This is a genomic window from Granulicella cerasi (assembly GCF_025685575.1).
Lineage (GTDB): Bacteria > Acidobacteriota > Terriglobia > Terriglobales > Acidobacteriaceae > Granulicella > Granulicella cerasi.
In genome coordinates this window covers 337413-360480 of sequence record NZ_JAGSYD010000004.1, presented here as the reverse complement: position 1 = coordinate 360480, position 23068 = coordinate 337413, and the positions used below count along the sequence as shown (strand labels likewise).

Genomic DNA, 23068 nt, shown 5'->3' with positions numbered 1-23068 from the left:
GCGCGGACTCGATCCGCCTAAACTCAATGCATGACGAGTGGATCGATTCTTGTGGGTGTCATTGCCGCTAGCGCAGGTACGCTCGCGGCGGTGGTCGCGAAAGATGCGAAGGTCTCTGAATTCCGACAACAGTGGATCGATGCTCTGCGGAATGATGTATCAGAGTATTGCTCGCTATCTGTTGGCCTTTACAACGAGAACATGCGAGCTAGAGCAGCGCTCGGCGCAGGGATGTCATTAACCCCAACATCTAGCGAACTTGTGATGAAACTGAACACTCTTGGTTATCGGATTCGACTTCGCCTCGATATGCAAAAGCCTGAGTCGAGGGTGCTCGTAGAGGCGCTTGATGAACTAGTCGAGCATGCCTCCCATACAAAGCAGATGTTTCACGAGGTAAATGCATGTGTTCTCACTGTGCTGAATAGAACCGCTGTCATACTCGATAAGGCTTGGAAGAAAGTACGTAGAGGAGAAACTCGGTTTCGCTGGGCGTTCTGGATTCTGATTTTTATCCTCGGAGGCAGCATCAGCTTAGCCGTTGTACGGTGGATCGCTCTTCACCTCTATCCGCTCTCGCTTTGTGCCGATCTATTGAGGTGAGGCTCTGTTTCATTGGCAGAGCTTGTTTTCTGCTGCTGGTGTTCACTTCTGACCGTCTTTGCTCTATGACAGGGTCTACAGAGGCTTTGCAGGTTGCTCAAGGTCAGTCGTAGCTGTGGAGCTGATGCAATCGGTACGATGTGATCCACGTCGAGTGCAGGTGTCACTCGTCCATCGCGTAGACAGTGTTGACAGAGGTATTTGTCCCGCCTCAGAGCGACGAGCCGTATCCATTTCCAACCGCTGTCGTACCCACGCTGAGTGGCTGATCCACGCCATCGGTCGCGATCTCTGCGGCGCTCAGCATGGTCGTCGCAATGACCGCTATCCACGAGTGCCGAGCACCCAGGATGTAGGCACCCGCGCTTAGCTCGCGCTGGCACCGTCTACGTCCGCTTCCAATTGAGCGTAGAGCGCTTCTGCCGCAGGCAAGAATGTGCCCCTGAAGTATGCGAAGAATCCTTCAGCAGCAGCCAGAGTAGCCGCATCAGCGGTGAGGTCTACGCCCTTGTCTGTTACCGCCACCGTGCCAGCGGTCAGTACCGCTGTCGCCTGCTTGACGAGATCAACCACTAGAGTCTTCACCTCCGCCTCATGCGCAATGGCGTCATCCAGGAGTTTCAGCGCGTGCGGCAAGAAGTCCACTACTTCGACCGCGACGTGTGCCACGTCCTTGGCCGCGACCTCAACGCCGTGGCCGATCTGCTCGAAAATATTGCTCATGTTAATGTCCTCTCTGTCTGGCGAGGGAGCAGCGGGGAGCTGATCGGGCGATCTGCTGCGACCCGCTGCAAGGTGTGCGCGTTTGACCCTCTATTTACATAGACGAAAATCGTCCCAATCATCATCGAGAGCATCCAGCGACTCCAGTAATCCAGCTCCGTGCCTCGATGAAGACTGCTGGCGATGTAGGTCAATGATGAGGCGGCGTGTGGCTGTAATCGTCCATGCCTTGACCGAGCGAATCTCCGCACCCCGGTTGAGGACGCCGAGCAGACGGATAACAACGTCCTGAGCCACATCCTCTGCGTCCTCTGCGCTGAGTCCTCGTCGCCGTGCCTCTGATACAGCTGTGGTGCGGCACGCGGAAAGTGCGATTGCGTTTTGCTCAGTGTGCTCGCTCATGGCTTGGCCTCCATCGACGCGATCAGGGCATCGACCTGAACCTTGAGTTCCGGAATCATGTCGAGTAGCTCTTGTGCTTTCAGCGCGTCTTCGTCCGCGTTGCGGCAGGCATCCAAGCATCGGCTAGCCAGCTCCTCATCCGCGCAGTGCATCTCCAGGAGTGAGACTTTCGCCTTCGCGGCCAACCTACCGAGCTCGCTCACGAACGGGAAAAAGTGGACAGCCAGTTTGCCTATAGTCCGGCGCGTCCGAAGGCGATCATCAGTCTGCATGCCTCGTGTGAGGCGAGCGGTAAGCGTCGAGAGCAGTGCTGGCAGAGCGGTGGGTAGTGTGTTCATCGAGCACCTCCTCTCAGGAGCTCGTCGGCGTAGTGCGTTCCGCCATCAGGCCACAGGTAGGCGTTGAGCATCTCGCGGTCTCCGTCTGAGAGCGCAGCCGGATAGAGCGCAGATATCATCGCGACCATATGCTTGCGCTTGAGTGACCGACCGAAGAGGTCATACGGTGCGCCGGTCTCTGCTTGGGCTTGTTCAAGGGCGCGGCGACAAAGCAAGTCGTCATTAATCTTCAGCGCGTTGGCGATTTTCCGAGACGTATCTAATTTCGGGAGCTTTTTCGGGTCCGGCTTGTTGCGGACGTGATCGATCGTGCGCAGCAGAGTCTTCATCGCGCACCTCCGGCAAGCACCGGGTTGAGGGGCAGGTGTTGGTAGGCTGCGACTATCGCCCGGGCATGTGCATCTCCATCGGCGGCGTCTTCGATCGTCTGGGCAGAGGGATGTAGCGACTCCGGCTGTGGCCAGGCAGGAAAAGAGCGATGGCGGGCGTCTGGTACATCGCGCCATGTGGTGCGCTTGCGACGCTTGGCGGCCTGGTTCATCGGAGACCGCCTTGCTCGCGGTGACAGCGCTCCGTACTCACGCGTGTCATCAGCTCGTTGAGGGGCAGCCAGACGGATATCGGTGTCAGCGGGTCTTGTAGCGTGCCGCTGATGAGATCCTCGATGGTTGTGAGGTCGGCTACGCTTAGGCGGTCTGGCGTGATGTCTGCCAGAGGCGAGGGTTGGATACGGCGGCGCTTGATCGAGGTCTTCATGCCGGGCGGGATGAGTGGATGAGAGTGCACAGTGTTATCTCCTCTACCTAGGGGATCGGTAGTCGGAGTTCGAATGTTGAAGATAAGTAACTACGGTCGGGTTCGCTGATGGGGCGGGGCGGGGCGGGTCGGGCGGGCCCGCTGGAGGGTTCTCCCTGCGGGGCTGAGTCGGCGGAGTATGGACAGGCGAGGAGGGCGGGAGGGAGCGACCAGCGACCGGATTGCCCGTTGCTGTCTCTGCTCTTGTGCGTAGGGAGCGATAAGCGACCGTAGTACAGGAGCCGTCTTTGTTGTTGCTTTTGTCAGTTTTTTCAAAAGCGCGTGAAGCGCTGTCACTCTCTGATTAAGGTCCCTTATAGGTCCCTTAAGGGCTGATGAAAGCTGAAAAGGCTGTTAAGGCTGATACGGCGGGGTGTTTTTTCCGAAATTCGGAAATTTTTTTCCTCGGAAGCGATCCACACGCGCAAAATTTCCGAGGAACATAGCCAGTCTGGAAATTTCGACTACGGAATGCCTTAGTGAGGGAAATATTTTTCGCTGCATAAACTGACCACCGGACAGCGACGAAGTATTGACCACCATAAGGAGCCAGGATGAGAAAACAACTGACGACACTCGATATTCTTCGCGATGCCCGCGACTCGGGCTTACTGCGCAAGGCTGCGCAATCGCTCTATTACCACCTCGCCCTCCGTGCCGACCAACGAACCGACTACTCGACTTACGTGGGCTATGAGACGCTTTGCGCAGACACCGGCCTCGACTCCAAAACTCTGCAGAAGGCCGCTCGCGAGCTTGAGTCAGACGGTCTCGTCTCACGCACAATTCGTCCGAACCGGTCGAACGTCTGGCACCTCAATATCTGGGAGATGCACGACCGAGCCGAAGCACAAAGAGTGCCGACGGTTAATCCCTTTGTCCGCCAAGGCGTAGTCAGCGACTCAACGGACGAAGAGCCCGACCACACAACGGCACCTGCGGATCTGGATGCTCTGGATTGCACTGACGGGCTCACTGATGCGATCGTGAGCGACGAGCACTTCGCAGGCAAGATCAATGCTGACGACGCCCGCAGGATTGCTGAAGGCATCTGCGCTAAGCATCAAGGGCTTGCTCCGTTGGTCGCGTGGGCTGAAATCAACGAGGAAGCCAAGCGGCTGGCGGCTGCTGCGTCGAATCCCGCTGGGTATCTCCGGAGAATCTTGGTCGGGACCATCGAGGACTCGAAACCCGGTACGGTTGATGAAAGCGCAATCGCCAAGTTCGACCGGGCTGCCGTACGTGACCACCTCCGCCTTAATGGAGGAGTCGCTGTAGACCCCGTGTGGGGGACAGCTATGTGCGACGCCACGATGCTTGCTTTCTTGGCTCACACGGAGCCCGCCGAACAACTGAGCACTCCCCACCTCAGGTTGGGGGAGGATGGAGATGCTGTGATAGCCATTGAGCGATTGAGCCCCGAGGACGGCTCAATGGCTATGCGGGAGCACTACCACCATCCCCCGCACTCTGCCGTCGCGATATCCGAGGGCATAAGCCCGCCAATAGGTGTTGGCGATGGTGGCGTCGATTACTACGCCGATCTCCTCGGCGAATAGTTCCGCGTCTCGCCAAGCGAGCTTGGCGAGACGTAGTGCCCCATTGAGCACCATCTCGTCGCCCTGGCGTCGGGCCCGTACAGCGGCCTTGTGGTGGCTGACGCAGCGATCGATCTTGGCGATCAATGCGTGACGGAGGTGGGGCATTGGATCGTACTCCATCGTCGCTATCATCGCGGGGATATGACCACTCATCGGGCACCTCGCGCAGCACGTCGCCCAGGTACGCGTGGGACCAGCACGATCCAGCCAGCTCGTGGGATGGTGATCTCCCATGGGATTGATCGCATCGACGTGCCTCCCTCGCGGAGCATCGTCATCAGCTCCGTAGCGGTCGTGATTGCGGGGCGCGTTGTTCCCTTAATGACGATGGTCGCGGGGGCGTGTTTGGTGAGCGCAGCGACGAAGTGCTTGCCGCAATGTTGCTTGGGACGGTGGGACCTATAGACGTAGGAGGATCGAGCAGGTGCAGATAACGTAGTGAGCATGTCGACGTTAATTACCATCGATCCCGTCATCAGATCCACCCAATAATCGGTGCTATGTCGTCGGCATGAGTATTAGCCCTCCATGATTGATGCATCGATAAACCGCCTCTGGAAACCCTCTGATGCGGCTGCCTACCTTGGAATCCACGAGAAGACCGCCATCGCCATGGCACGCCGCAGGGAACTTCCCGCAATAAGAATTGGAAGGCTCTGGCGGTTCCGCGAGGCTGACCTTGTCCAATGGGCCGCGTTAAAGGTATGCTCGGTCAGTCAGCCCGTCGAGTAGGGGAACCATTATGCCTACTCACACGCAATATCAAGATGGTTCGATCTACCTCGCCAAACGCGCGAAGGGACCAGATGTTTGGCTTCTTCGCTACCGCACCGCGCCCGACGAGACCGGCAAGCGAAAGCACCTCGGCAAAATCATCGGCACGCTCCGCGAGTACCCGACGAAGAATGACGCAAAGCGAGCCGCTGCAAACCTGCGTGCCGAAATCAACGCCGCTGAGGACAAGGCGGGAAAACTCACCGTGCGCGACGCGTGGGGTCACTTTCAGGCTCACGAGCTTCGTAATCCCGCAGCAGCTCGGTCACCCTCAACCATCAAAAACTATCTGGAGTATTTCCGCGTTTGGCTGCTGCCTCACTGGGGCTTGACGCCGTTGGATGAGGTGAAAGCTGTGCGCGTGGAGGCTTGGCTTCACTCACTGACCAGCCTCGCTCCGGGCACGAAGGCGAAGCTAAGGAACCACCTCTCCGCGCTGTTTTCGCACTGCATCCGACACGAGCTTTACGATAAGACGAACCCCATCGCGTCTGTGCGTCAGAGCGCAAAACGTGTGAAGGAACCTACTGTATTCACCGTGGAAGAGATCGCTGCGATTATCATGCGCGTCGAAAACGAACCAGCACGCGTCATGCTTATTCTTGCCGCCTCGACCGGACTACGAAAGTCGGAGTTCCGCGGACTGCGTTGGTGTGACGTTGACACGACCGGCTTGTGGTTCCATCTCCGACAAGGTCTGGTCGGAAAAGAGCAGACGAACCTCAAGACAGAGGCTTCGAGGCGTGGACTGCCGATGCACCCAGAACTCGCCGTAACCCTTGCCGATTGGCGTGAGTCCACTCCATACAACCGTGACGACGACTGGGTCTTCGCCAGCCCATACAGCGACGGCAAGCAGCCCTACTGGCCTGACCAAATCCTCGTCAACCACATCCGACCGGCAGCAGCGAAGGCAGGAATCCAGAAAACAGTGAACTGGCACGCCTTCAGGCACTCACTCGGAACCGCGTTGAAGGCGAACGGCGAGGACGTAAAAACGATTCAAGAGCTTCTGCGCCACGCGAATAGCCGCATCACGCTCGATGTGTATACGCAGGGAAACGTCGATGCCAAGCGTTCAGCTCTATCGACCATGTCAGGCCTCTTTGTCGTCAAAAAAGATGCCGCGTGAGAATGTAGAAAACGAGAAAAGCCCCCTCATCGCGAGGGGGCTTTTAACTTGTGAGTGCGGTTGATCTTCGCTACTCTGTAAGAGTTCATTTTTTGTTCATCTAAATCTTGATCGCCACTCGGAGCTAAGTGCTTTGTTTTGAGTGGCGGGGACGACGGGGCTCGAACCCGCGACCTCTGCCGTGACAGGGCAGCGCTCTAACCAACTGAGCTACGTCCCCAAGGAGTAAGGCAACTACTTGGAATTACGTCACATAGATCCAAAAGCACTGCCGCATTCGGTGGCTGATTGGGTCTACCTTTGTGAACCGAAGCGGCTTAGCTCGCTCCCTCACAACAAGATTGAGTGTAACAGAACATGGGCGTTCGGTGAAACCCTGCTGTGGATTTTCTAACCGCAGCAGGACCCGCCGCTATTGATTGACGGCACTCGCGAGGAAACCGCCGTCGACGGGGATGATCTGGCCGTTGGTAAACGACGTCGCATCGCTGGCAAGATAGAGCGCGGTGGTGACCAGCTCCTCCGCCTTGCCGAAGCGGCTGAGCGGTGTGCGCATTTTCAGCTCCTGCCCACGAGGGCTGGCGATGATGGCACTATTGAGCGCCGTGGGGAAGACGCCAGGGGCGATGGCGTTGACGAGCACGCCACGAGGGCCCCATTCGACCGCCAGCGACTGCGTCAGCGAGCCGATCGCAGCCTTGCTGGCGCAGTAGGGTGCGACTTCGAGGAAGGCCGCGAAGGTCGACAGTGAAGCGATGTTGATGATCCGTCCCGCGCCGCGTTCAAGCATCGATTTGCCGAAAACCTGGCAGGCGCGCAGCGTCCCGACCACGTTGACGTCGAAGATCTGGTTCCACAGCTCTTCGGTGCAGTCGAGCGTCGGTACGCGCTTGGTGATTCCCGCGCAGTTGACCAGGATGTCGACCTTGCCGAGGGCGGCGAGTACCTTGTCGTGGAACTCCTGCACGGACTCCCGCGACGTGACATCGACGGTGGCGTCAAGGCTGCGGCGACCGAGCGCTTCGATTTCCTGCTGCATGGCCTTTACCCCGTCCGCCGAGCGCGAGGTGGCGATGACATCCGCGCCGGACTCTGCGAGGCCGAGTGCGAGCTCGCGTCCGATGCCTGTGGTTCCACCCATCACAACGGCGCACTTGCCCGTGAGGTCAAAGTAGTTCTTCATCTTGCGTGTAGCTCCTAAGCGCTCTGCGTGTTGCGAAAATCTTCGACGACCGCGAGGTACTGCTTCGCCTTTTCGGTAACGATCTCAGGCTGGCCGGCGTCGATGGCCTTGGTGTTGACGAGGTCTGCGCCGACGCCGAGTGCGAATGCTCCTGCAGCAAGGAAGTCCTGCGCGGTCGGCACAGAGACACCGCCGGTCGGGATCAGCTCGATCTGCGGTAACGGCGCTTTGAGGCTGCGCAGATACGACGCTCCCCCCATCGCGCTTGCGGGGAAGACCTTCACGACATCGGCGCCTGCGTTCCATGCGGTAACAATTTCAGTCGGCGTCAGCGCGCCGGGTAGCACTGCGATCGATGCGCGCTGGCAAAGCTCGATGGTCGCGATGTTCAATGCAGGGCTGACGATGAATTCGGCGCCTTCGTCGAGGCAGGCTTGAGCCGCTTGCGGATCGAGCACCGTGCCTGCGCCAACGAGCATCGCGGGGAACTCGCGAAGGATGCGGGCCATGACCTTCACCGCGCCGGGTACGGTCATGGTGACTTCCATCACATCGACGCCGCCGTCCATCATTGCAGCCACGAGCTTCATGGCTTGCTCTTCGCTGTTGGCTCGCAGCACGGGGACCAGGCCGGTGGCCCTCATGCGTGCCAATACTTCCTGTTTCGTCTTTGCCATCTGTACAGCTTCTCCCTAGCGCATTGTTCCTGCGCTGTCGCCCTTCATCAGTTGTTCCACTTCGGCCATCGTTGCGGTGGACGCGTCGCCGGCTGTCGTCATCGCCAGAGCTCCGTGCGCGATGCCGCAGTCGAGTGACCACTGCTGGCCGCGGTCGTGGAGTTGGCCGTAGATATAGCCCGACGCAAACGCATCACCGCCGCCTACGCGATCGAGAATCTCCAGCTCAGGGAAGTGGATGCCTACTGTGACCTCGCCCTGGCTATACGCGAAAGCACTCCAGTCATTGCGCGTCGCAGTAACTGGGCGCCGCACCGTCGTTGCAATGGCGGTGAGGTTCGGAAACTCTGCGGCAACGCGTGCGCTCGATGCGGCGAAGCTCTCGGCCGTATGCCACACCGCCGCATGCGACGAAGCGATCAATTCAGGGGCGACATCGCCTTCGTGTCCAAAGAGCACATCGACCATCGGCACGAGCGAGCGATTCACCGCGATAGAGCCTGCACGGCCCCCACGCGAACGCCAGAGTGACGGACGGTAGTTGCAGTCGAAGCTGACCTTTACGCCGTGGCGCTTGGCCGACTGCATCGCTTCACGCACAACCTCTGTGGTGGATTCGCTGAGCGCGGCCATGATGCCGCCGGTGTGAAACCAGTGCACGCCGTGGGAGAAGAGGGCGTCCCAGTCGATATCGCCTGGCTTCATTTGCGAGATCGCCGTATGCCCGCGGTCCATCATGCCCATACCGCGACGGACGCCGTAGCCACGCTCGAGGAAGTAAACACCGTTGCGCGCTTCGCGCCCGATGCCGTCGAACTCCTGCCACTGGATGGCACTCGTATCAACACCACCCTGCAGCATGAGATCTTCAACCAGACGACCTGTCGGATTGTCCACGAGCGCGGTGACGATGCCCGTGCGCAGGCCGAAGCAGCGTCGCAGGCCGCGAGCGACGTTGTACTCGCCGCCGCCCTCCCACACCTCAAAACTGCGCGTGGTGGAGATGCGGCGTTCACCCGGATCGAAGCGCAACATCACTTCGCCAAGCGCGATCATGTCGAGACGAGAAGGGGTCATGGATGCGCTCAACTTACCAGTCCGTCAGGGTGCCATCGAGCTTGCGTGCGATGGGAAGATAGGCGCGCTGATACGGATACTTCGCCGCGAGCACTTCATCGATGTCTACGCCGAGCCCGGGAGCATCACCCGGCGTCATGTAGCCGTTCTCAAAGCTGTAGTGATGCGGGAAGACTTCGTCCGTGAGCGCAGTGTGGTGCATGTGCTCCTGGATGCCGAAGTTGTGGATAGCTGTGCCGAAGTGCAGTGCAGCCGCCATCGTAATCGGCGAAAGATCGGTAGCGCCGTGGAAGCCGGTGCGCACGTGATACATCGCGGCGAAGTCAGCCGTCTTCTTCGCGTGCGTGATGCCTCCGCCGTGCACGATGGTCATGCGGATGTAATCGATGAGCTGATTGCGGATGAGGTCATGCGCATCCCACACGGAGTTGAAGACTTCGCCGGTGGCGATCGGAGTCGTCGTGTGTTTGCGGATGAGCTCGAAGCCTTCCTGGAGCTCGGCTGGGCAGGGGTCTTCCATCCAGAAAAGGTGGTAAGGCTCAAGTGCTTTGCCGAGACGCGCCGCTTCGATCGGCGTCAGGCGATGGTGAACATCGTGCAGTAGATGAACGTCCGGACCCAGCTCGGAGCGCAGGCGCTCGAAGAGCTTCGGTGCGAAGTTGAGATAGCGCTCGGTGGACCAGAGGCTTTCGCCCGGCAGGCCACGCTCCGCGGGCTCATAGGCTTTACCGGGCTTCGGTACGCCGTAGCTGCTGGCGACTCCGGGGACACCCGCCTGCGCGCGCACCGCGAGATAGCCTTCTTCCATATGCTCGCGTACAGAGTCGAGCGCCTGCTCGATGTCTGCGCCGTTGGCATGCGTGTAGACCAGCACGCCCTGACGACTGCGGCCGCCGAGCAGGTTGTACACCGGCGTGTTCAGAGCCTTGCCTTTGATGTCCCACAGAGCCACATCGACGGCGGCGATTGCGCTCATCGTCACGGGGCCGCGACGCCAGTAGGCGCCGCGATAGAGATACTGCCAGATGTCTTCGATGTCGAACGGGTCGCGGCCGATGAGGCAGGGAATGACGTGCTCGCTGAGGTAGCTGGCGACTGCGAGTTCGCGACCGTTCAGCGTGGCGTCGCCGAGGCCATAAATGCCTTCATCGGTTTCGATCTTGAGCGTGACGAAGTTGCGATCGGGCGAGGTGATGATGAGTTTCGCGGCGGTGATTTTCATGCTTCGGTCTTTCTCTTCCTTCATGCTCGCGGCGCTGGCGAGCTTGCAAACGCCGTGCGGCTGCGAACCTGACGAAGACTATATAGCGCGGCATGGAATATATGCCAGAGTGAATGCGACAGTCTTGCAGCAGTTATGTCACAGGGGAACCCACAAGGGATCGTTCGTGGTTTGGACGGCGTTTCCTCTATTTATTCCATCCGAGATAAGAAATGCGGAATAGGTCATGTGTCTATTGACGCATCGCTCTGTGCGGAGTAGTTGAGGTCTGGGTGGGCTTCCCGCTGCATCCTTTCATTCGCGTGAAAAGTATCTAGACAACCGCTTGAATATGCGTTTATGGTGTGTCTGCTCAGGATTCAGGCAGATCGGTCTACGCGAAGGGAAGTTCACAGCATATGAGGCAATGGATAACAGGCGCGCTTGCCGCCGCAATGATTTTGTTCAGCGGTCACGCCTGGGGACAGGCGTCGGTCTACGGCGAGTTTTCTGCAGGCCGCCTAGGCAGCAATGCGCCTTTGGAATGGCTCTATGGTGGTACGGTTGGCGTGAATATGCAGATCACTTCGCTTGGCCGTCGTGCGCTCTTTCTTGGCGACGTGCAGGCGCGCGGCGGATGGCACAACGGCACCAGCCTCACTTCCATTTCGATCGGGCCGCGCGTGGCGTTTCCGTTGCGCGGAGCCATCACGCCTTATGCAGGCTTTCAGGTGGGAATCGGGCGTTTCAGCGCGCCCGCAAACATCCATACGACTGATAGCCTCTATGGATTCAATGGCGGCGTGCAAAAGCGTCTGCGGTCCCATCTCGACGCGGTGGTGGACTATAGCTGGACGCAGTTGAACTACAACTTCCAGCAGTATGCGCCGCAGACGGTGAGCGCGGGATTGGTGTGGCAGTTCTCCGACAACGCTGGCTTTGACCGCAAGAAGCCGACGAAGCGCAAGCGACGCTAAGGCGTCTGCCACCAGTTGAACCGGTGGCTCGCGATGACGTCCTTCGGCCGCGCCGTTACGATGGTCGCGTCGAAGGGGTATGGCGATCCACTCGCGTTCGAGATGTTGAAGAAGCTGCAGCGATCACAGCCGTTCAACTGCACAGCGGTAGGAGCGCTGGCGGTGCTTCTCGAAACGCGATAGAAGATCGCGGTGTCGAAGCGAAGATCGCGTCCATCCGTAATGAGAAGTGGAAGAGCGTGTGCGCCATCGGCGCGCTCTGACTCCGTTTGCAGGCCAACAAAACTCCAGCGGGATACGTTGTGGAGCACGACCTCGTGCTCCAGGTGGTGCTCTGCGGAGAGCATGTATACCTGCGTGGGCAAGCGGGAGTCGGCAACATCCAGCGCGGACTTTGCGTACGTGTTTGGACTCCAGATGTTACGGAAGGTTCCGCCTCCGCCGCGGACGAGGATGCTGGCGGGTTCGCGGTTCCACTCGCGACGCGGATCCGGATCGGCCGTGTGCTTTTCGTTGTACGTTGCGCGATAGCTTCCGTCGGGCAGAGCTGTGCCGTGTCCGCCGAGGATGCGCAAATCGTCTACCAGCGATTGCTCACCGCAACGCCAGAGCAGAGCTGCGGCGGAGGCGATCAATCCACCGGTCTCCAGGCCAACCCCGCTCAGGATGTTGGAGCATCCGCGCGTGGTCTCGACCATCGCACGAGTTGTCGGGCCTGTGAAGGCGGTGGCGCTGTCGTTCAGGACGATGACGCTGGTGATAGGGTTCAAGCCGATGAGGACGCTATCGCGGCGAAGCTGTAGCGGACGGTCAATGCGGTATCGCCCGCGTGGGAGATACAGCGGTTTGCCGGAGTCGATGGCGCGTTGCAATGCGGCGGTGTCGTCGGTGCTGCCATCGCCTGCAGCGCCAAAGGTTCGTACGCTCACCCATGTCGAGTCCGCTGGAAGGGCGGGCACCGTGGACTTCTTCGGCGAAGGCGGAGCTGAAAGGACATGAGCTTCCCACGTTTGCTCGACGATCGAGTCAGGCTGTGACTGACTGCGCACGTGAATCCCCGCGTTGAAGCGCTCCACGCGGTAGAGCCGTGCCACAGCTTTGCGCTCGAGCAAGCCATCGTGCTCCGCAGCCTTGGGCTGCAGAGCGAAGACCGGAACATCGTCTGCATCGATGTTGCGAAGTGCAAGCGAGAGGTTCTCTGCGGTGCTTCCTGTGGGGCGGAGCGCCGCGAAACTGATGTTGCGTAGCGTAAGAGAATCCGCTGAAAGCGAGACCGGCTTGGAGGACTCCAGCCAGAAAGCGACAGGTGTTTTCTCGATGCGATCGCGCACGAAGATGCCCTGGACTTCGTAGAGCCGGACGGCCGCTTCGGTCTGCTCTGCGAAAGAGGAGTCCATCACGAGGAATGGCCAACCGGGCGAAGTCTGATGCGTGAAGATGCCGAAGTGTCCGCGGTGAAAGGAGACGTCGGTGAGTGTTCCGCCTGCATCTTCCAGCGCGGCGAAAGAGTTACCGGCGTCCACGTCAACGTGCGAAAGCAGACCATGCTGCGCGACGTGAAAGCGGATGGCCACCGCATCTGGATTGCCGTCGCCGAGAACGATGTCGACGTTCATCATCCCGCTGTGGAAGGTACTCGAGTTCGCATTGGGAGGCGCAGCCGTTGAACTCTCGGGACGCTCGCCGGAGAACTGTAGCAGGTAGCGCCGCGTCGTGTCGTGGAAGCCGTCTGTGTTCGGCGGCAGTTCCAGCAGCGGGCGAGTCGTTCCGTAGCCCACAAGTCGGATGCCAGACCAGATGGCGATGGTATGGGTAATCCTGTAGTGCCCGGAAGGGATGAAGACGACGCCGCGTCGAGTCGTGTGTTGTACGCGGTCGATGGCTGCTTGCAGTGCGTCGCTCGCGTCGCCCTGGTCGAAGGTTGCAGCCTTGAGGACCACCGCGTTCGGCTCATCAGGCAACTTCGTCAGCGAGGATGGATGGCTCTGCCCGCTAAGAGGCCGTGATGTGGCGAGGCCGATGAGAAGTGCGGTCGTACACAGTCGAGTTGTCGCCAGCCATCGCACGAGAGTGAGACAAATGATAGCGGATTGCCAACGACGTTGGCTGCGCGACTACTTCGTTGTGCTCTTCAACGCGGTTTGCAGGAACTGAAGGATCGACGTCGTATTGCCAGCGTAGAACTCTGGCCTCATCCAGTAGGTGTGCGGACCATTCTGCGCGCCGTAGAATTGCACGGGCACCTTCGCCGCATAGAGCGCTGCTGTAAAGGCCTCCGCTTGCGAGTACGGGACCGTTTGATCTGCCGTTCCGTGGCCTACATAGAAAGGCGGCGCGCCAGCATGTACGTGTTCGACGGGGGACGCGTCCTTGCAGGCCTCCGGTTTCTCGGTGCAGTGGCCGCCGAGATACTCGGTCACCATGCCGCTCTTGTCCCCAAGCGCTCGAAGGTCGAGCACGCCATTGAGAATCACCGCGGCCTGCACTGGCGCGATCGGCGCGCCTGCAGGTTGGCCGTCGACCGCGCGAGGCTGCGGAGAGAGCGCCACCAGAGCAGCGAGCTCCCCTCCTGCGGAGCTTCCCGCGACGGCTATTCGAGTGGGGTCGAGCTTGAACTCTTTCGCATGGCTGCGGAAGTACTCGAGCGCCGCAAGCGACTCGTTCAGCGAATGCGGAAAGAGCACAGGGTCCATGTCGTACTCGATGGTGAAGCTCGAGAAGCCTGCATTCGTCGTGTCCCGGATCAGCTTGTTCATCTGGTTCCGATCGCCAGTCTTCCAGCCGCCGCCATGAATGAAGAGCACTCCCGGAAACGGGCCTTTACCATTCGGCACGTAGGCGTCGGCGAGTAGTGGACCATGCACGCCCTGGGCATAAACGACCGCTACATCCTTGCGGAAGTTGTGGTCCTCGGACAACTGCGCGTGGGCCGCGAATGAGGTGCCCAGGACGAGCGATAGCGAGACGTATCGAAGGCTCTTCATGAGTTCAGGAGAACCATACTAAGGCTTAGTGCGATGGTCAAAATAGTCGGCCAGCGCGTATGCATTGGGGTTGAGTTGACGGATGCGATCGGTCAACGGCTGATAGGGCTGGAACTGGATATTGACGATGCCCTTGTTGGAGTCTTTGTTGGAGGCCTCAGCCTTTGGGTCGTTCGGATCATTGTCCTGATACTTGAACCAGTGCCAACCGATCACGATCTTTGACTCGATGAGAGCGAGCGCGAAGTTCTGGTAGAACGCACCGCGCTGCGCCTGCGTCGCAACCAGCCAGCCCGCGCCGGTCTTGTTCGGCATACCGGAGTCGCGCCCCTTGGTGTACCACTCGGTGATCATGATGGGCTTGTGCGCGGCTTCTTCCCACGAGCGCATCAGCTCGAAGTCCGGTGTCCAGGCGTTGTAGTAGTTGACCGAAATGGCGTCGGCATACTTACCGAGTGCGGCAAAGGCCTCGGGCGCCTGCTCGGTCTGTCCCGTATAGCGGCAGCCGATGTACATGTGGTTCGGATCGTATTTCTTCAGCGCTGCGGAGACGACCGATGCGTAATGATCGATCTCGACGGCCAGGAACTCTTCCGAGAGTTCATCGGTGATGCCCTTAGCGTGATGGTCATCCATGAACTTTTTGGCGAACTGGTATCCGGCTTCGTTGTGCGGAAGATCCAGATAGTGCTCCAGGTTCGTGCGACGCACCGGCATTTCGTTGTCGGAGAAGTATCCGAAGACAGCGGGGTCGTTCTTGTACTGCGAGACCTGCTGCTTGATGTAGTTGTCCGCGTACTTTTCAAACTCAGGATCGAAGGCGAAGATCACGTCGTTGAGATAGCCAGCGTGCCCGATATCAGCGTGCATGCCTCCGCGGTTCTTTCCGTAGCTGCTCATCACATCAAGGATCACGGTGTAAGCGATCGGATGCGCTGCCTGTAGCGGCGAATTGCGAATGAGATCGGTGTTGGACCACGCTCCTGCGCCATTGATACCGAGGCTCTGAAGATACGCATGAGTGCGCGCCATCCAGACCTTCTTGTCGCCATTGAAGTCGCGCTGCATGGCTGCAGTCGCGGCGGGACCGGGGTTCGGGCCAATGTTCACGACGGCCTGGTGGAAGTAGGCGTTGCCTTCGGGGTCGATAGCGTACCAGCGGTCGCCGATCTTCTTCGTGTAGAAGAAGCCAGTAGGCGTCGCGTGAACGTCCATGCGTCCGCCCCACTTGTCGAGCGGAATCTTCGAGGGCTGGAAGCCTGCGAGTTGTTCCATCACGCGGGTCTTATAGCTCTTCGGCGGCATCCACTCGTTGCGGCTGTTTGAGTGATCGATCTTCGTCGCCTGGATTTCCAGGCTGTACTCCTTGGTGCCGTTGTAGGCAGGAGCGAAGTTGTTCGCGGGGCGCGCGCTTGCAGGCGCGGGAGTCGCTTCTGCAGCTTGCGCGCTCGCCTCAATCGTGAGCTCTGCCGTCAGGGGGAGGTTCTCGCTGTTATCGCCGACGGAGATGACGAAATTGCCGGGATCGACCTGCCAACCATGGCGCTGCTCGCTCCAGTAAGCGAAGGCGCTGCGGTCGAGCGTGAACTGCAGATGCTGCGCTTCCCTGGGATCAAGGTGTACCTTGCGGAACGCCTTCAACTCAAGTGCAGGACGCTTGATCGAAGCGCTCGGATCGCTGACGTAAACCTGCACGGCTTCGCCGCCGGAGTGTGTGCCGGTGTTCTTGACATCAACACTGACCTGCACGCCCTGCGGAGTCTTGTCGACGTGCAAGTGCGCGAAGGTAAAGCTCGTGTAGGAGAGTCCGAAGCCGAAGGGGAAGAGCGGCTTCACCCCGCTGGTCGCGTAGGCGCGATAGCCGAGCATGACGCCTTCGCTGAGAGTGATACGCGGCTGCGTCGGCGTCGATCCGGCACCGGGGAAGTAGCTGTCATGGGCCGGGTTCTCGGCGAAGCTATGTTCAATGCTGATGGGAAGATGACCCTCGGGCGACTGCTTGCCGCTGAGAATCTCAGCCAGCGCAGGGGCACCTTCTTCGCCACCGTACCAGAGATGCAGCACCGCAGGGACGCTCTCAATCCACGGCGTCATCGCAACGCCGCCGCCTGCGTTGATGGCGACGGTTGTCTTCTTGTTGAGCGCGCTCACCGCAGCGATCAACTCCTCCTGCCCGCCAGGAAGTTCGAAGCTGCGGTCGAAGCCTTCACCTTCCGTGCTGGCATCGAAGCCGACGTTCAGCAAGACTGCGTCGGCCTTTGCGGCGAGCGCGGTTGCGCTCTTGCTGACGAGCGTCTTGAGCGAAGTCACGCCCAGACCTATGCCGTCGGGTCCTTGTGTTACCTGCCCGGTGAGGTCGAGATGCAGCGTAGCGTTTGCGTCCAGATCGACGATCGCGCTGAGAACGGTATGGCCCTCCGGGGCACGCACGCGCAGCAGCTCTTTGCCATTGGCGATGAGAGTCAGATCATCCTGATAGCCGGCCTGCAGCACGACGAGCTGCTTGCCCGGCGTGGAGGGCTTGAAGTCCGCGACATAGTGCACGGAGTGAATGGGGGAACCCTTCTCCTGCTTCGCAAGGGGGACGAGGTGCTCAGCCGAGCTGCTCCTGGCAGTACCGCTTTCATCCTTGCTTGTGAACTGCTCGAGACGCACGCCGTGCACAAAGCTCGTCGAGGCGAAGACCTCTTTGCTGTCGGGCACGCCGGCCTCGTACTGCACGCCGGGGCAGTGATCGTGCGCGGGGAATGTTGCCCGCAAAGCCTCGACGAGACTTAGCGCTGCGGTCGGTTTGACGAGGGAACTGCCGCCGCCGCCAACCTGCGCCTCATTCGCGTGGGGGCCGATGACTGCGAGCGTGCAGATGCTCGCCGGATCCAGCGGAAGCAGGGCATCGCGGTTCTTCAACATCACCACGGACTCGAGCGCTGCGCGATGCGCCACGGCGCGACTTGCCGGATCGTCCGCGGGTGCACTCGAGGCTTGCTCATGATCGAGCCAGCCCATCTTCACGGCGACTCGCAGCAGGCGGCGAACCTTATCGTCGATGATCTCTTGCGAGACCTTGCCGTTCAGGTTTGCAGGGGACATGAACTTCGCCGAGGGCATCTCGAGATCCAGTCCGGCGTTTGCAGCGGCGACGCCGTCGTACGTCGAGTTCCAGTCCGACATGATGATGCCATCGAACTTCCAGTCATGCTTGGCCAGCTGGTTATTCAGGAAATTGCTCTGAGTGGCGTGCTCGCCGTTCACCAGGTTGTAAGAGTTCATGATGGCGGCGACGTGAGCTTCTTTCACCGCAGCCTCAAAGGCAGGCAGATAGATCTCGTGCAGGGTGCGCTCATCGACCACCGCGTTGATGCGGTGACGGTCATACTCTTCGTTGTTCAGCGCAAAGTGTTTGACGGTCGCGGCAACGCCCTGGGACTGCACGCCCTGGATGTATCCCACGGCAAGACGCGAGGCCAGGAACGGATCCTCGCCAAAGTATTCAAAATTGCGTCCGTTGAGCGGGGCGCGATAAATGTTGACGCCCGGCCCGAGGAGGAAGTGAACACCGCGCGATTTTGCGTCGCGGCCGAGCGCGGAACCCTCCGCGAAGGCGAGTTCGGCGTCAAAGGTCGCAGCGAGTGCGATGCCTGCGGGGTAGGCCGTGGATGGGCCCGGATTGCGGATGCCCATGGGGCCATCGGCCATGCGCAACGCAGGCAGGCCAATCGAAGGCTCCGCGTGCGTGTAGAAACCGTTCACACCACCCAGCAGTTCAAGCTTCTGCTCGGGTGTCAGCTTTGCGAGAAGCTGCGTAACGCGTGCTTCCAAAGCCTCATCGTTTGGCTTGGCGACGGCTTGCGCACGCAGGGTGGGAGCTGCAAGCAAGCAAAGAGGCAACAGAGCGGCAATGGTCGTACGGAGGGCAATACGCATGGATACCTTCAGATCGAAGAAGCACGCGGGACCATCGTGGTGGTCCCGCGTGCGGTTTACTGTTTGGCCAGTACGGTGAGGTTTACCGTGGCCGTCTTGGTCGCACCAGTCGCGGAGTCCTTCACCGTCACGGTGACCGCTGTCGTGCCCAGCGGCGTGTTGTAAACCGGGCTCTGCGAGTTGCCGCATCCGGTCATCGATGTGACCGTGAGGGCCATGAGGATCGCGATCGTCGCAGCACCAAGGCGCGATGCCAGACGCTTGCGGCGCAACAGGCCGAGGAGTGCGAGCGGAGTACCGAACAACCATGCGAGCACCGTGCTGCTATGTGACTTCGGCGCGGTCGAGGCAAGGTTCGGATCGATGCCGACGAAGAACTGGACCGGCAGTACCGCGCTCTGAGTGGTGCTGGAGAGCGTTACCGAGTTGATCGGCGTGTAGCGGCAGACAGCATTGGCTGGCAAGCCGGCGCACTGCGCCGTCAGCGTCCCGGTGTATCCGCCGTAGGAGCTCAGCACGAGGTTCGCGTAAGCCTGCGCACCTTGTGCCACGGAGAGATTGATGACGGGGTCGTTGATGTAGAAGTCCGTCGCAATGGTCACGGGCGAGGACGTCGAGGTGAGGTAGTTGCCATCTCCATTCGGCGTCGTGGTGGACGCCCCCGCGTAGACTGCGTAGAAGCTGGTGCTGGTTAGCGTGCTCTGCGCCACGGTGAGCGTGGCAACACCCGCAGCGTTGAGGATAGCCGCGCTCGTGCCCGAGGGAACCACTTTTGTGCCGCTGCTGGTGTAGAAGATCACGCTGCCCGTAGGTACCGGGCCCGAGCCCGAAGCCGCAGCCACGGTGGCCACCAGCGAGAGGTTCGAGGTCGTGGATCCTCCATTGACGCCGGTACCGGTAATGCTCGGGATGAGCGCAAGCGTCGTCACAGACGCGACGCGCAACGTTGAGAGTGTTCCTTGAGCGCTAGCGCTTGTCGCATAGTAGGCGTCGCCTGAGTAAACTGCGCTGAAAGTGTGGGAGCCATCCGCCGCAGGGAAGACGTTTACCGAAGCTTGACCGTTGGTGATCGCCACCGCAGCTTGCGCTTTGCCGTCCACGGTGAAGATCACGGTTCCAGAAGGCGCAGCAGTCGCCTGCGATGCGGCCGTGATGGTTGCAGTGACCGTGAGACCTGCACCGGTCTGAGCGCCCGTCACGACGGTCGACGTTGCGATGTGATTGAAGACGAAGATTTGCGTAGCCGTAGTCTGCGCCGTGTAAGCCGCATCGCCGCTATAGGCTGCGCTGTAGGCATGTGAGCCATCTGTCAGCGTTTTGGTGAAAACTGCCGTGCCACCTGTCAGATTCACCGCTGTGCTCGCGACGCCATCTACCGTGAACGTCACCGTTCCCGTCGGAGCCTGCGTGCTCGTTGTTGGAGTCACGGTGGCGGTGAAAGTATACGAGTTGTTCGTCGGCCCGTAGGCTGCCGTGGCACTCAGGGTGGCGGCGAGTCCTGTGACGGTGACAGTGGTCTGAGCGCTGGTTGCACCGTAGAGCGTGTCGCCGCTGTAGCTGACGCCGATGGTGTGCGTGCCCACCTTCAACGCTCCCGAGTTGAAGGTGAACGTGTAGGGGCCCGCGCCGGAAACGCTTTGAGTAGGCGTTTGCGCAACGCCATCGATGAGGAACGTAACCGTGCCCGTCGGCGTGCTTGCACCTGTTTGTGATGCTGCAAGCGTTGCGGTGAACGTCGCGCCGTTGTTGCCGTAGGTCAGCGTGGTGTTCGCGGGGGTGATGGCGATGGTGGACGTGGTGGAGATGAGATTGGTCGCGAGGCCGGTGAAGGTGATCGCTGCACTCTGCCCAGTCGTCGCGGCAAATGTCGTCGTGGAACTCTGCGTGCCCGTGACCGTTGGCGTAAAGGTGAAGCTGTCGACGCACGAAGCGCCGCCGCCAAGCGACTGCGCCGCTGCGCAGCCCGCGGTGCCGGAAATCGGGAACGCCGCGGATGTACCGCTCTGGCTGTACGGCGGCGTGGCGAGTGTGGCTGCCGCGTTGCCGAAGTTTGAAACTGTCACCGCTGTGGGGAGGCTCGATTGGCCCAGGTTCGTCGTGGGAAATGTGTAGCTGCTAGCGTTCGTGTTGTATGCCACCGCGGAGGTGGCGCCGCTGTCGCTCACGAAGAGATTGCCGGATGGGCCAACGGCGATGCCGGTCAGCGTGGTGAAGCCGCTGATGAGCGTCGTGGTGGCGCTGGCTCCAGCGGAAAGTGAGAGGACCGATTGCGTACCGCTGTCCGCGATGAACAAGGTGCCGGAGAGATCAGAGGCGACCGCCACAGGGGCAACGGATGTAGGCAAGGCAACTGCAGTTGCGGGGCCCGTGATGGGGAGTTCGACGAGCTTCGCCGTGCCTGCGTTCACGATGTAAACATCGCCCGCTGCATCGATGTAGAGACTCGAGGGGGAACTCAGCGCGACCAGTCCTGTCGAAACGGTCGACTGCGCGCCGTTCACCATGTTGAGGTACAGCAAGCGATTGTTGGCGGTGTCGGCGATGTAAAGGTTGTTGTAGCGATCGACGGCCACACCCTGCGGCGCGTTCAATCCCGTACCGAGTGTGACTTGCGCGCCACTCGCAGTGAGTTCGACCACGGCATTCTTGCTCGAGTCTGCAACGAAGAGGTTGCCAGCAGAATCCACCGCAGACTGACGTGGCGCGGTGAGGCCGGTGAGAACAGCGGTGCCTGCGCCGCCTGCCACGGTGCTGCGAAGTACTCGGCCGCCGGTCGCATCGGAAACGTAGACGTTGCCGAGCTTGTCGGTGCTGACACCGCTGGGCTTGATGTTCGTGCCGATCGTGGCCCTGGTACCAGGCATGATCGTAAGCAGGGGAGCGACGCCTACGCCGACGAGTGGTTCCGTCGCGACGGTTCCTGTAGCGTCCGTCAGCGTGTAGACGGCGGCGCGCGAGCCTGCTGTGCTGGGCTTGAACGTCACGCTATTCACGCAGACGATTGCGGCTGCGATGCTCGTGTTGACGGTGCAGTTGTCGGGTGTGGGGTTGGTGGTGAACTCCGTCGATGCACTACCGCCGCTCGTGATGCTCTTCGCCAGCAGCGTCGTACCCGCAGAGAGATAGAACGCCTGGTTCTGCGTGGTGCTGGAGCCGACCGCAGTAGACGGGAACACGTTGTTCCACGTCAGCTTGCGTATGACGTTGTTCATGCGGTCCGCGACGTATGCATTGCCTTGCGCATCGAACGCGACGGGGCCTTGCGGGGTGTTGAGGTTGCCGAGCGGGGCGGGGCAGCCATCACCGATGGCATTGGTCGATGTTAGACCTGCGCAGGTGTACGCAACAGTGCTGGTCGTGCCGCTGCCTGCAAGAATGAGCAGGCCGCCGGTCGTCGGATCGATGCGATAGATGTGATTGCCGCCGCTGCTGCCGCTGCGATACTCCGTCGCATACACGTAGCCCGCCTGATCGATTGCGACGCCATAGATGAACTGGAAGGTCGCCTTCTGCGCTGCAGTCGCGGTGCTCGCCGTACTTGCGCCACCCGCATAGGTGTAGATGTTTCCAACGACGGGGCTCGTGATGCCGGGGAGCGTTCCGCCTGCATAGACCACGCGAACTCGACCGGGAACTGTTGTTGAGCCGCCTTCTGCGATGAAGAGGTTGCCGTTGGAGTCGATCGCTACAGCGTAAGGCTGATAGATGTTGACCGACGCATCGGTTGCGGCTGCACCATCACCACTTGTTGCGGTAGCTGTACAGGTGATTGCGCCGCTCGTCGGGTTCTTTACCTGAATGCAATGACCAGCAATGGTGGATAGAACTCCGGTCGTTCCATCGATACGACGAACAACATTGTTGAGGTTATCTGCGAAGTAGACATTCTCACTTCCATCGATCACAAATCCGCGCGGCGTGTTGACGGATGCTGCACTCCCTATTGAACCATCGCCTGCGTAGCTGGACGAGGTCGTTCCAGCGATTGCATAAACATAACCAGCTTGCGGCGACGTTGCCTTCGCATTGCCATTCGTAATTAGTGTTTTGACAGCTGTTCCTGCGATGTAGACCACACGTACGGCTGAAGCACCTGCAACACTGCCGAAGAAAATATTGCCATCCGCATCGAGTCCAAGACCGCGAGGTTGAATGTATGCCTGAATGCCCGGGCAGCCATCGAGTGTGGAGTTGAGTCCAACTGCACCACTCGCGCCGTTGCAGTAGTAAGGCGATGCAGCGACTGCGGAACGGCTTCCGACGAGCGTATAGATGTTGCCCTTCGTCGGTGTAAGGCCTGTCGTCTGCACGTTCGCAGCAACGATGGCTGCAGCCATGTCTGTGCCACCGTTGTAGACCACGCGAATGGAGTTGTGCGTCTGGTCCGCAATGATGAGGTTGCCGTACTTGTCGACGAGCGTGCTGATCGGTGCAGAGAGTACGGCCTGCGTTGAAAGGCAACCATCGCCGTAGTTGCTGCCCGTGCCAGAGGTCGAGAAGACAGGAATCCCCGTTGTGCACGAGGACGAGATCGTTGAGGTTGACCCATTGCCCGCAGCCGTGGAGATGAAGGGGACGGGCGTGCCGTTGGTCTGCGCGGAGGCGGTCTGGATGCCGAGGCCTGTTACAAGCGCGAGTGCGATGCCGAAGAGTTTCATGATGCTATCCCGGGAAACG

General features: G+C 60.1%; 19 protein-coding genes and 1 tRNA gene. 5 read left to right on the top strand and 15 right to left on the bottom strand.

Annotated features, from left to right (window positions below):
- Positions 1 to 51 precede the first annotated feature (51 nt).
- The gene (locus OHL11_RS15170; protein ID WP_263372374.1) at positions 52 to 603 is read left to right on the top strand and encodes a hypothetical protein; all 552 of its coding nucleotides are present in this window, start codon (positions 52 to 54) and stop codon (positions 601 to 603) included.
- On the opposite strand, the gene OHL11_RS17400 is transcribed toward OHL11_RS15170, so the two are convergent.
- From OHL11_RS17400 to OHL11_RS15145, 6 genes are all read right to left on the bottom strand, one after another.
- Positions 567 to 935, bottom strand: a complete 369-nt coding sequence (locus OHL11_RS17400; RefSeq protein WP_390233693.1) for an HNH endonuclease — start codon at positions 933 to 935, stop codon at positions 567 to 569. The genes OHL11_RS15170 and OHL11_RS17400 overlap by 37 nt on opposite strands.
- Positions 936 to 969: 34 nt before the next feature.
- Positions 970 to 1326: a hypothetical protein gene (locus OHL11_RS15165; RefSeq protein ID WP_263372373.1), complete on the bottom strand. Its 357-nt coding sequence runs from the start codon at positions 1324 to 1326 to the stop codon at positions 970 to 972.
- 90 nt (positions 1327 to 1416) lie between these two features.
- Positions 1417 to 1728: an RNA polymerase sigma factor gene (locus OHL11_RS15160; RefSeq protein WP_263372372.1), complete on the bottom strand. Its 312-nt coding sequence runs from the start codon at positions 1726 to 1728 to the stop codon at positions 1417 to 1419.
- Positions 1725 to 2066, bottom strand: coding sequence for a hypothetical protein (locus OHL11_RS15155; RefSeq protein WP_263372371.1), 342 nt, complete (start codon positions 2064 to 2066; stop codon positions 1725 to 1727). The genes OHL11_RS15160 and OHL11_RS15155 overlap by 4 nt, the downstream gene beginning before the upstream one ends.
- On the bottom strand, positions 2063 to 2395 hold the full coding sequence (locus tag OHL11_RS15150; RefSeq protein ID WP_263372370.1) for a hypothetical protein: 333 nt from the start codon (positions 2393 to 2395) through the stop codon (positions 2063 to 2065). Before OHL11_RS15150 ends, OHL11_RS15155 begins: the two co-directional genes overlap by 4 nt.
- Positions 2396 to 2603: 208 nt before the next feature.
- Positions 2604 to 2852, bottom strand: coding sequence for a hypothetical protein (locus OHL11_RS15145; protein ID WP_263372369.1), 249 nt, complete (start codon positions 2850 to 2852; stop codon positions 2604 to 2606).
- Positions 2853 to 3415: 563 nt separating this feature from the next.
- Between OHL11_RS15145 and OHL11_RS15140 the strand changes: the two genes are divergently transcribed.
- The 3 genes from OHL11_RS15140 to OHL11_RS15135 all read left to right on the top strand — a co-directional run bounded on the left by OHL11_RS15140 (position 3416) and on the right by OHL11_RS15135 (position 6368).
- Positions 3416 to 4420: a helix-turn-helix domain-containing protein gene (locus OHL11_RS15140; protein ID WP_263372368.1), complete on the top strand. Its 1005-nt coding sequence runs from the start codon at positions 3416 to 3418 to the stop codon at positions 4418 to 4420.
- 570 nt (positions 4421 to 4990) lie between these two features.
- Positions 4991 to 5194 (top strand): helix-turn-helix domain-containing protein, encoded by a 204-nt coding sequence (locus OHL11_RS17395; RefSeq protein WP_390233687.1) that lies wholly within the window; start codon positions 4991 to 4993, stop codon positions 5192 to 5194.
- A gap of 10 nt (positions 5195 to 5204) precedes the next feature.
- Complete coding sequence (locus tag OHL11_RS15135) at positions 5205 to 6368, top strand: tyrosine-type recombinase/integrase (RefSeq protein WP_263372367.1); 1164 nt, start codon at positions 5205 to 5207, stop codon at positions 6366 to 6368.
- A gap of 143 nt (positions 6369 to 6511) precedes the next feature.
- Here the strand turns inward: OHL11_RS15135 and OHL11_RS15130 are convergent.
- The 5 genes from OHL11_RS15130 to manD form a co-directional block, all read right to left on the bottom strand.
- Positions 6512 to 6588, bottom strand: a tRNA-Asp gene (locus OHL11_RS15130).
- Between the two features lie 192 nt (positions 6589 to 6780).
- On the bottom strand, positions 6781 to 7551 hold the full coding sequence (locus OHL11_RS15125; RefSeq protein WP_263372366.1) for an SDR family NAD(P)-dependent oxidoreductase: 771 nt from the start codon (positions 7549 to 7551) through the stop codon (positions 6781 to 6783).
- Between the two features lie 14 nt (positions 7552 to 7565).
- A complete protein-coding gene (locus tag OHL11_RS15120) occupies positions 7566 to 8228 on the bottom strand; it encodes a bifunctional 4-hydroxy-2-oxoglutarate aldolase/2-dehydro-3-deoxy-phosphogluconate aldolase (RefSeq protein WP_263372365.1) in 663 nt (220 codons plus the stop codon).
- 15 nt (positions 8229 to 8243) lie between these two features.
- A complete protein-coding gene (locus tag OHL11_RS15115; protein ID WP_263372364.1) occupies positions 8244 to 9305 on the bottom strand; it encodes a sugar kinase in 1062 nt (353 codons plus the stop codon).
- 13 nt (positions 9306 to 9318) lie between these two features.
- Complete coding sequence (manD, locus tag OHL11_RS15110; RefSeq protein ID WP_263372363.1) at positions 9319 to 10527, bottom strand: D-mannonate dehydratase ManD; 1209 nt, start codon at positions 10525 to 10527, stop codon at positions 9319 to 9321.
- Between the two features lie 434 nt (positions 10528 to 10961).
- On the opposite strand from manD, the gene OHL11_RS15105 reads away from it, so the two are divergent.
- The gene (locus OHL11_RS15105) at positions 10962 to 11483 is read left to right on the top strand and encodes a porin family protein (RefSeq protein WP_263372362.1); all 522 of its coding nucleotides are present in this window, start codon (positions 10962 to 10964) and stop codon (positions 11481 to 11483) included.
- On the opposite strand, the gene OHL11_RS15100 is transcribed toward OHL11_RS15105, so the two are convergent.
- The 4 genes from OHL11_RS15100 to OHL11_RS15085 all read right to left on the bottom strand — a co-directional run bounded on the left by OHL11_RS15100 (position 11480) and on the right by OHL11_RS15085 (position 23049).
- Positions 11480 to 13444, bottom strand: a complete 1965-nt coding sequence (locus OHL11_RS15100) for a glycoside hydrolase family 55 protein (protein ID WP_263372361.1) — start codon at positions 13442 to 13444, stop codon at positions 11480 to 11482. The genes OHL11_RS15105 and OHL11_RS15100 overlap by 4 nt on opposite strands.
- Positions 13445 to 13597: 153 nt before the next feature.
- On the bottom strand, positions 13598 to 14467 hold the full coding sequence (locus OHL11_RS15095; RefSeq protein ID WP_263372360.1) for an alpha/beta hydrolase: 870 nt from the start codon (positions 14465 to 14467) through the stop codon (positions 13598 to 13600).
- 18 nt (positions 14468 to 14485) lie between these two features.
- Positions 14486 to 18391 carry a beta-glucosidase gene (locus OHL11_RS15090; RefSeq protein ID WP_263372359.1) on the bottom strand — a complete coding sequence of 1302 codons (3906 nt, stop codon included), beginning with the start codon at positions 18389 to 18391 and terminating at the stop codon, positions 14486 to 14488.
- Positions 18392 to 18447: 56 nt separating this feature from the next.
- Entirely contained in the window at positions 18448 to 23049 is a 4602-nt protein-coding gene (locus OHL11_RS15085; RefSeq protein ID WP_263372358.1) for an Ig-like domain repeat protein, read from the bottom strand.
- Positions 23050 to 23068 lie beyond the last annotated feature (19 nt).